General features: G+C 65.0%; 4 protein-coding genes. 2 read left to right on the top strand and 2 right to left on the bottom strand.

The window, feature by feature from the left end; genetic code table 11:
* Window positions 1–9: 9 nt before the first annotated feature.
* Entirely contained in the window at window positions 10–5,673 is a 5,664-nt protein-coding gene (locus KUG43_RS16410) for a Calx-beta domain-containing protein (protein ID WP_216910882.1), read from the top strand.
* An 81-nt stretch (window positions 5,674–5,754) separates the two neighbouring features.
* The gene (locus KUG43_RS16405) at window positions 5,755–6,309 is read left to right on the top strand and encodes a hypothetical protein (protein ID WP_216910880.1); all 555 of its coding nucleotides are present in this window, start codon (window positions 5,755–5,757) and stop codon (window positions 6,307–6,309) included.
* Between the two features lie 288 nt (window positions 6,310–6,597).
* Here the strand turns inward: KUG43_RS16405 and KUG43_RS16400 are convergent, their stop codons facing one another.
* Together KUG43_RS16400 and KUG43_RS17525 are read right to left on the bottom strand one after the other, a co-directional pair.
* Entirely contained in the window at window positions 6,598–7,458 is an 861-nt protein-coding gene (locus KUG43_RS16400) for a dienelactone hydrolase family protein (RefSeq protein ID WP_216910878.1), read from the bottom strand.
* 103 nt (window positions 7,459–7,561) lie between these two features.
* The gene (locus tag KUG43_RS17525; protein ID WP_502988624.1) at window positions 7,562–7,639 is read right to left on the bottom strand and encodes a hypothetical protein; all 78 of its coding nucleotides are present in this window, start codon (window positions 7,637–7,639) and stop codon (window positions 7,562–7,564) included.
* Between the last annotated feature and the right edge of the window lie 40 nt (window positions 7,640–7,679).

Raw genomic sequence — 7,679 nt, 5'->3', positions numbered from 1 at the left:
ACGAGTGGCGTGGGCGTGGAGCTGTGGAAGCTGGACGGCAGCGGCAACCCGGTGCTGGTGAAGGACATCAACGCCGGCAGCGGCAGCTCGTCGCCGAGCCAGTTGATTGGCTTCGACGGCCGGCTGTTCTTCACCGCCAACAATGGAACCAGCGGGGTGGAGCTCTGGTCGAGCGATGGAACTGACGCCGGCACCGTTCTGCAGGATCTCTTCCCCGGGGCCACCTCCTCCAGTGTCAGCGATTTCACCATTGCTGGTGGAGTTCTCTACTTCGTGGCCACCGGTTCCACCAGCAGCCGCGAACTCTGGCGGGTCAATCCCGGATCCGCCGCCGCCCAGCTGATCGATGTACAGCCCGGCAGCGGCGGCTCCAGCCCCACCCAGCTGGTCAGCACCGGCAGCCAGTTGTTCTTCAGGGCCTCCACCGTGGCCGATGGGGCTGAGCTCTGGACCATCGATCCGGCCACGGGCAACCCTCAGCTCATCAGCATCAACACCGGCACGGCCAGTTCCTCCCCCGACGACCTCACGGCGGTGGGGGGGATCCTCTACTTCACGGCCTCCAGCCCTGCCACGGGAAACGATCTCTGGTCCTACGACCCTTCCACCGCTACGCTCACCAGCCTGGAGGTGAATCCAGGGTCCACCGGCAGTAATCCGAGCAATCTGCTCGCGGCCAACGGCACCCTGTTCTTCACCGCCGCGGGCAGCGGCACCGGCGTGGAACTCTGGAAGCTGGACCCCACCACAGGCCTCCCCGTCCTGGTGAAGGACATCACCCCCGGCCCGCTCTCGACCTCGTTCTCTGGCCTCACCAGCAGCAACGGCAAGGTGTATTTCTCGATCTCCAGTGTCGAGCTGGGAACCGAACTCTGGGAGAGCGACGGCACCGGTGCCGGTACGTTCCTGACGGCCGATCTCAACCTGACCACCGCCGCCTCCACGCCCCAGGACTTCGTGGTGGCCGGAGGGCGTTTCTTCTTCACGGCCGATGACGGTGCCAATGGGCGCCAGCTCTGGGTGGTGCCAGCCGCTGGGGCAGCTGCCCAGCTGGTGAGTTCCACCCTCACGACAGTGAATCAGCTCCTGGATGTGGGCGGAACGCTCTACTTCGAGGCCAATGACGGCACCACCGGCAACGAGCTCTGGCGCCTCCCTCCAGGGAGCCTGGTGCCGGAGCTCATCGACCTCAGTCCAGGCGCCGGCAGTTCCTCGCCGGCCAACCTCACCCTCGTCGGCAGCACCCTCTACTTCACCGCTTCTGTGCCCGGGGTTGGCACGGAACTGCTGCGGATCGATGCGGCCACGGGCAGTCCGGTGGTGATTGATGTGCTCCCCGGCTCAAGCGGTTCCTCCCCGTCCAACCTGATCAATGCCAACGGCAGCCTGTTCTTTGTCGCCAACTCGGCCGCCTCGGGCCGGGAACTCTGGACGATCGATGCCGCAACCGGTGATGCGGTGTTCCTCACGGACATCAACCCGGGCACGGCCACGTCGAATCCAGGTTCCCTCACCTTCAGCAACAACAAGCTGTACTTCTCGGCCACCGATGGCGTGCAGGGCATCGAGCTCTGGGCTGTGGATGTGGTGGGGATCACCATCCTCGACACGGTGGAGAAGACCTCCGATGAGGATGAGCTGGTGGCCTTCACGGCTGGCGACTTCGCCGCCGCCTTCACCAGCGGCTCCGGCCTGCCCCTGGCCACGGTGCGGATCGTGGGGCTGCCCAGCAACGGCATCTTGAAACTGAACGGGGTCGACGTGACCGCCGGACAGGAGATCGCCGCTGCCGATCTGGCCCAGCTCAGTTTTTCCCCAGCGCTGAACTTCAACGGATCGGCGGCCTTCCTCTGGAACGGCTCCGATGGCATCGCCTTCGCCGATGAGGATTCCCTGGTCAGCTTCACGATCAATCCGGTGAATGATGCGCCGGTGCTGAACATTCCGTTGATCGACCGCTCGATCTTCTCCAACCGCCTCACCACCTTCAGTTTCCCTGCCAACTCCTTCACGGACGTGGATCTTGGCGACTCCCTCACCTATTCGGCCACCCTGGAGGATGGCAGTCCGCTGCCAGGCTGGCTGAGCCTGGGAGATCGTGTCTTCACGGCGGATCCCCTGATCGCTGATGCCAGCGATTATGTGATCGCCGTGACGGCCACGGATCAGAGCAATGCGTCAGTCACCGATCTCTTCAGCCTCAGTGTGGTGAACAGCCAGCCGACCAACATCTCGCTCGACAACAGTCAGATTGCCGAAAACACTGCCAACGACACGCTGATCGGCACCCTCACCTCCCAGGACAGCAACAGCAATGACACCCACACCTACACGCTGTTCGATGATGCCGGTGGTCGTTTTTCCATCGTTGGCGATCAACTCCTAGTGGCTGATGGTTCGCTGCTGAATTTCGAGGCGGACACCCAGCACCTCATTACGGTCCAGACGACTGACTCCAGTGGCCTGAGTTTTCAACGCAATCTCATCATCACGATCCTCAACGTGGTGGATGACAACCGCGGTGTGCTGGCCTTCAGCCAGCCCCAGTTCAGCGTCAATGAGGATGGTTCCCCGATCAGTGCGGTCACCATCGAGCGCACCGGCGGCAGCGAAGGGATCGTCAGCGTGAACCTGGTGCTCAGCGACGGCGTCGGGGCCGGGGCCGCCACGTTCCCCGGCGACTACAGCACCCAGTCGCTGACGGTGATCTTCCAGGACAGCGAAACCAGCAGGACGGTGGACCTGCCGATCTTCGACGACACCCTCTCAGAAGGCCCAGAAAGTTTCGCTCTGACCTTGGTGAATCCCACCAATGGGGCCACCCTCGGCGCCCAGAGTGCGGCTTCGGTGATCATCGTCGATAACGACAAGCCGGCCGTCTCCCTCTCCCTCGATCCCCTGCAGGTGACGGAGGACGGAACGGCGGTTCTCACCTACACCTTCAGCCGCACGGGCGTCCTGAACGATCCCCTGACGGTGAACTTCAGTGTGGCTGGGGCGGCCAGTCTCAACAGCGATTACAGCGTCAGCGGAGCCACCACCTTCTCAGCCCTTGCCGGCAGTGTGGTGATTCCGGCCGGTCTCGACACGTTCAGTGTGGTGATCGATCCGAGCGAGGACACCAGCTTCGAACCCGACGAAGACGTGATCCTGACGCTGGTGAGCGACGCCGCTTACATGATCGCCACCCCGGGTCCGATCAGCGGCCTCATCCTCAACGACGACGGCTCCACCAGCACCCTCGCCTTCTCCGCCGGCGCCTACAGCGTCAACGAAGACGGCACGACGAGCCAGGCGATCACGATCACCCGCACGGGCAGCCTGGCCGGCAGCGTCAGCGCCACCCTCACGTTGACGCCGGGCACGGCGACCCCGGGAGCGGATTACGACCCTGCCCCGATTCCGGTGGTGTTCGCCGATCAGCAGGCCGTCCTGGAGGTGGTGGTCCCGATCGTGAACGATGGCGATTTCGAGCCGGAGGAAACCCTCTTCCTCAGCCTCGGCGATCCCCAGTCAGGGGCTTCCATCGGCGCTCCGAACACGGCCACCCTCACGATCGTCAGCGACGATCCTCCCCAGCCGGGCAGCCTGTCCTTTGGCGCCGCCACCTACACCGTCAACGAAAACGGCGTGCCGGCTGCGGAGATCACCGTGGTGCGCAGCGGGGGCACCGATGGGTTGGTGGGGGCCACGATTTCATTCCTCCCCGGGTCGGCCACCGCCCCCGGCGACTACCTGGCGGATCCGATCGCCGTGGTGTTCGGCGATGGTGAAGGGGGCAGCCAGACCATCCTTCTGCCGATCACTGACGACGCCGTGTTCGAGCCCACCGAAAGCTTCATCATCACCCTCGGTGCCCCCACCGGTGGGGTCGCCATCGGTGGGGGCACGGCAGCGATCACGATCCTCGACGATGAGCCCCTGCCGGCCATCCTCGGTCTTCCCTCTTCCGCCCTGGTGCTGAGCGAAGACGGCCTTGAATCTTCCTTTGCCCTCGTTCTGAGCACCCAGCCCACGGCGGATGTGGTGATCAGCTTCAGCCCCGATGGCCAGGTGAGCCTGGATCGCACCTCGCTCACCTTCACCGACCAGGACTGGAACATCCCCCAGACGGTGATCGTCAGCGCGATCGACGATCCGATCACCGAGGGCCCTCACCCCGGCGTGATCCAGCCGCTCGTTTCCAGCGCCGATCCTGCCTACGCCGCCCTGGTGCTGGCGGATCTGAGTGCTGCGATCGAGGACAACGACGCCGAGATCATCGGCCAGGTCTGGAACGACGCCAACAACAATGGCATCGACGACACCGAGGCCCCGATTCCGGGGTGGACCGTGTTCCTGGATGCGGATGGCAATGGTGTGCTGGATCCTGGTGAGCGCAGCGTCGTCACGGGCGCGGATGGCGCCTACCGCTTCGATGATCTGCGGCCGGGCACTTACGCCGTGGCCCAGGTGGTGGAGCCTGGCTGGTTGCAGACCTTTCCGGCAACGGGAGCCCTGGTCGACATCCTGGCCGGGGAGGTGGCCGCAGGGATTGATTTCGGGAATTTCCTCCTGCCCGTCGACACCACCCCCCCGACGGCCACGATCGAGCTCGACACCACGGCCCTGGCCTCCGGACAGAGCGCGCTGGTGACGATCAGCTTCTCGGAAGCCGTGCAGGGCTTCGCGCTGGATGATCTGAGCGCCGGCAGCGCCGGTCTTTCGGATCTCACCCCCCAGGCCGGCTCCGGTGGTCAGGTCTGGACGGCCCTGCTGACCCCCGATGCCGGTGTGACCACAACCGGCAACGTGGTGGAACTGGCCGACGGGTCCTACACCGACCTTGCCGGCAACCCTGGGGGCGGAGCCATCAGCCCGCCCTACGACGTCGACACACTGGTGCCGCCGACTTACACCGTGTCGCCGTTGGCCGGCACGGTGAACGAAGGCGAGCAGCTGGCGATTGAGTTGCGCACGACCAATGTGGCGGCGGGAACCCCGGTCTACTGGCAGTTGTCTGGGGCGGGTCTGACGGCCAGCGATCTGGGCGATGGTCAGCTGAGCGGCGATGGCAGCATCGGCAGCGACGGTCGCTTCACAGTCATTCGCTCCTTCGCCGCCGATGCCTCCATTGAAGGGGAGGAACTCTTTGAGCTGCGCTTCTTCAGCGATGCCGCCTTCAGCCAGCAGGTGGGTGGCACCAGCGTTCTCACCATTCAGGAGCCGGTGGTGGGCCCTCCCACCGACGGCAGCGACAGCATCATCGGCACGGCCGCTGCCGAGATCATCAGCGGTGTACCGGGGGGCTCCAGCCTGCGGGGCCGGGGAACGATCGATGAACTGACCGGGGGAGGCTCCGGCGATCTGTTCATCCTCGGTGATGAGACGGGCATCTTCTACGACGATGGCAATGGATTCAGCCAGGGCCGTGGTGATTTCGGCGTCATCAACGATTTCGGCGCCGACGACAAGATCCAGCTCCATGGCGCGGCCAACCAGTACCTGCTTGGCCTCGGCACCTACCAGAGCCAGCTGGGCACCTTCATCTACAGCCGCAACCCCTCTCGGCCCCTGTCGCCGAGGGTCTCGTTCTTCGACGAGGCGATCGGCTTCGTGAAGGGGCTGACCCCTTCCGCCCTGGATCTCACCAATGCCAGCCAGTTCACCTACGTGCAAACGGATCTGAACTGAAATTCAGGCTTTTTCAAGCTAAACTCAGTCAAAATTCACTGTCCTCTGGCCTGCGCCTGCCCCTCCCCACGCACTCCAACGATGCTTCGCTCTTCACTTTCTTCACTCCTGCTCGGCGCCGGCATCTTGGGCTTGGTGGTGCCGGTTCTTCCTGCCCAGGCGCTCCAGGTCGTCGTTGGCGGCGTCACTTATGACGTCACGGCCGAAGAGACCACCTACGACGCCGATCCGACTCGCTTCGCGCTCATCGGCAGCGGCGGCGTGATGCCGTGGTGGGGGGATTCGGGTCTGGCTGCCTTGTTTGCAGAAGAGGTGGGGGATCAGCTGGGTCCGCTCTTTCCAGTTCCTGGTTTGGACGAGTTTGGGCCACTCTTTGCCTTCGCCAGGGTGAGTGACCCATTCATCGGCGAATCCGTTGACGGCTGGTCCCAATTGATCGCGCCCCCGGCCAATTCCCAGATCTTGTATCAGGCCTTCCCTGATGAGACCTTGCGCTATGCCTTCGCCACCAGAGTCGTCGTTCCTCCCAATACTGCCGCGGTCCCTGGCCCCCTGCCGATCCTTGGGGTTTCGGTCTGCTTCGGCTATGCCCGGCGGCTGCGGCGGCGTCAGCGGCAGGTGATGGGCGATCGCTGATCGTCGCTGACAAAACTTTTCGAACTTCTCAAAGAGGGATCTGGCTGTCTGTGAAGACAGCCATCAAGATGGGCCTGGCCCGGGACCCTGGAGGACCGGCTTTAGAGGGCCACGGACCTGTGGGTTAGCTGGCGCTTGTGGAGGCCAGGGAACTGGCAGGAGCAACATCCGCAGGGGTTTCGAGGAGGGTCCAATGGCGGCATTCAGCGAGCCGGTGGATCCGGCTTCCGTGAGCCAACAGTTGCTGCGCACGCAGATGGCGACATTGCTCTACGCCACTGTCCCGCCTCAGACCACGCCGTTGGCGCGGAACCAGGCCCGCATCTGCGTCCAGCCGGCGCCGGCGGCGGCGGCGCGGTAGGTGGGCCGGTAGTCGGCGTGGAAGCCGTGGGGGACGCCGGGGAACACCTCGATGCGGCTGGGGCTGCCGGCCGCCTTCAGGGCCGCCTGCATCCGTTGCACCGACTCCATCGGGATGCCGTCGTCCTGGCCGGCATAGAGCCCCAGCACCGGAGCCTTGAGCTTGGACACCACGTCGATCGGGAACAGGGGTTGCCGCTCGCTGGCCGTCCCGTCCAGGCGGCCGTACCAGGCCACCCCGGCCTTCAGCTTCGGGTTGTGGGCGGCATATAGCCAGGTGATCCGCCCGCCCCAGCAGAAGCCCGTGATCCCAAGCCGCGACACGTCGCCGCCGCCGCTGGCGGCCGCCCAGGCGGCGGTGGCATCCAGATCGGTCATCACCTGGGAATCCGGCACTGTCGCCACCAGCGGCAGGATCGAAGGGATGTCGGGCAGCTGGGTCACATCGCCCTGACGATCGAAAAGGCTCGGGGCGATGGCCAGGTATCCCAGCTGGGCCAGGCGGCGGCAGACATCCTGGATGTAGGCATGGACGCCGAAGATTTCCTGCACCACCAGCACCACCGGGAAGCCCGAGCCCTTGGCCGGGCGGGCCCTGTAGGCCTTCACGGAGCCATCCGCCGCCGGCACCGACACCCAGCCGGCCGTCAGTCCCTGGGTGGAGGTGGTGACGGTGGACGCCGCCACCGGCCGCACCGCCAGGGCGAAGCCGGCGGCAGCGCCTCCCAGCAACAGCTCCCGGCGGCCGATGCGGAGATCCGTGCCGGGAGGGGTGGAGAACGGGGCCATGGCGGGGGGCCCGATCGGGCTGGAACGTAGGGGGGATCTTAGGAACCGAGGACGGAACGGCCGGCCCTGCTCCCCTGACCAGGCGATCAGCAGAGTTCTGACCTCAAAGGATCTGGTTGAACTGGAAGCCGATCACATGATCGTCGAAGTCGCGGTCACCACCACCGAGGACATCTTCCAGACCGAAGAGATTGGTGCCCAGGCTGCGGAAGTGGCCGATG

The organism is Synechococcus sp. CCY 0621, from assembly GCF_019038465.1.
Taxonomy (GTDB): domain Bacteria; phylum Cyanobacteriota; class Cyanobacteriia; order PCC-6307; family Cyanobiaceae; genus Cyanobium.
The sequence above is the reverse complement of the archived record's forward strand: the minus strand, read 5'-3'. Positions and strand labels throughout refer to the sequence as shown.

Excerpts from the sequence above, each read along its gene's own strand:
- KUG43_RS16405 (WP_216910880.1), top strand. The coding sequence starts at position 5,755 with ATGCTTCGCTCTTCACTTTCTTCACTCCTGCTCGGCGCCGGCATCTTG.
- KUG43_RS16400 (WP_216910878.1), bottom strand. The coding sequence starts at position 7,458 with ATGGCCCCGTTCTCCACCCCTCCCGGCACGGATCTCCGCATCGGCCGC.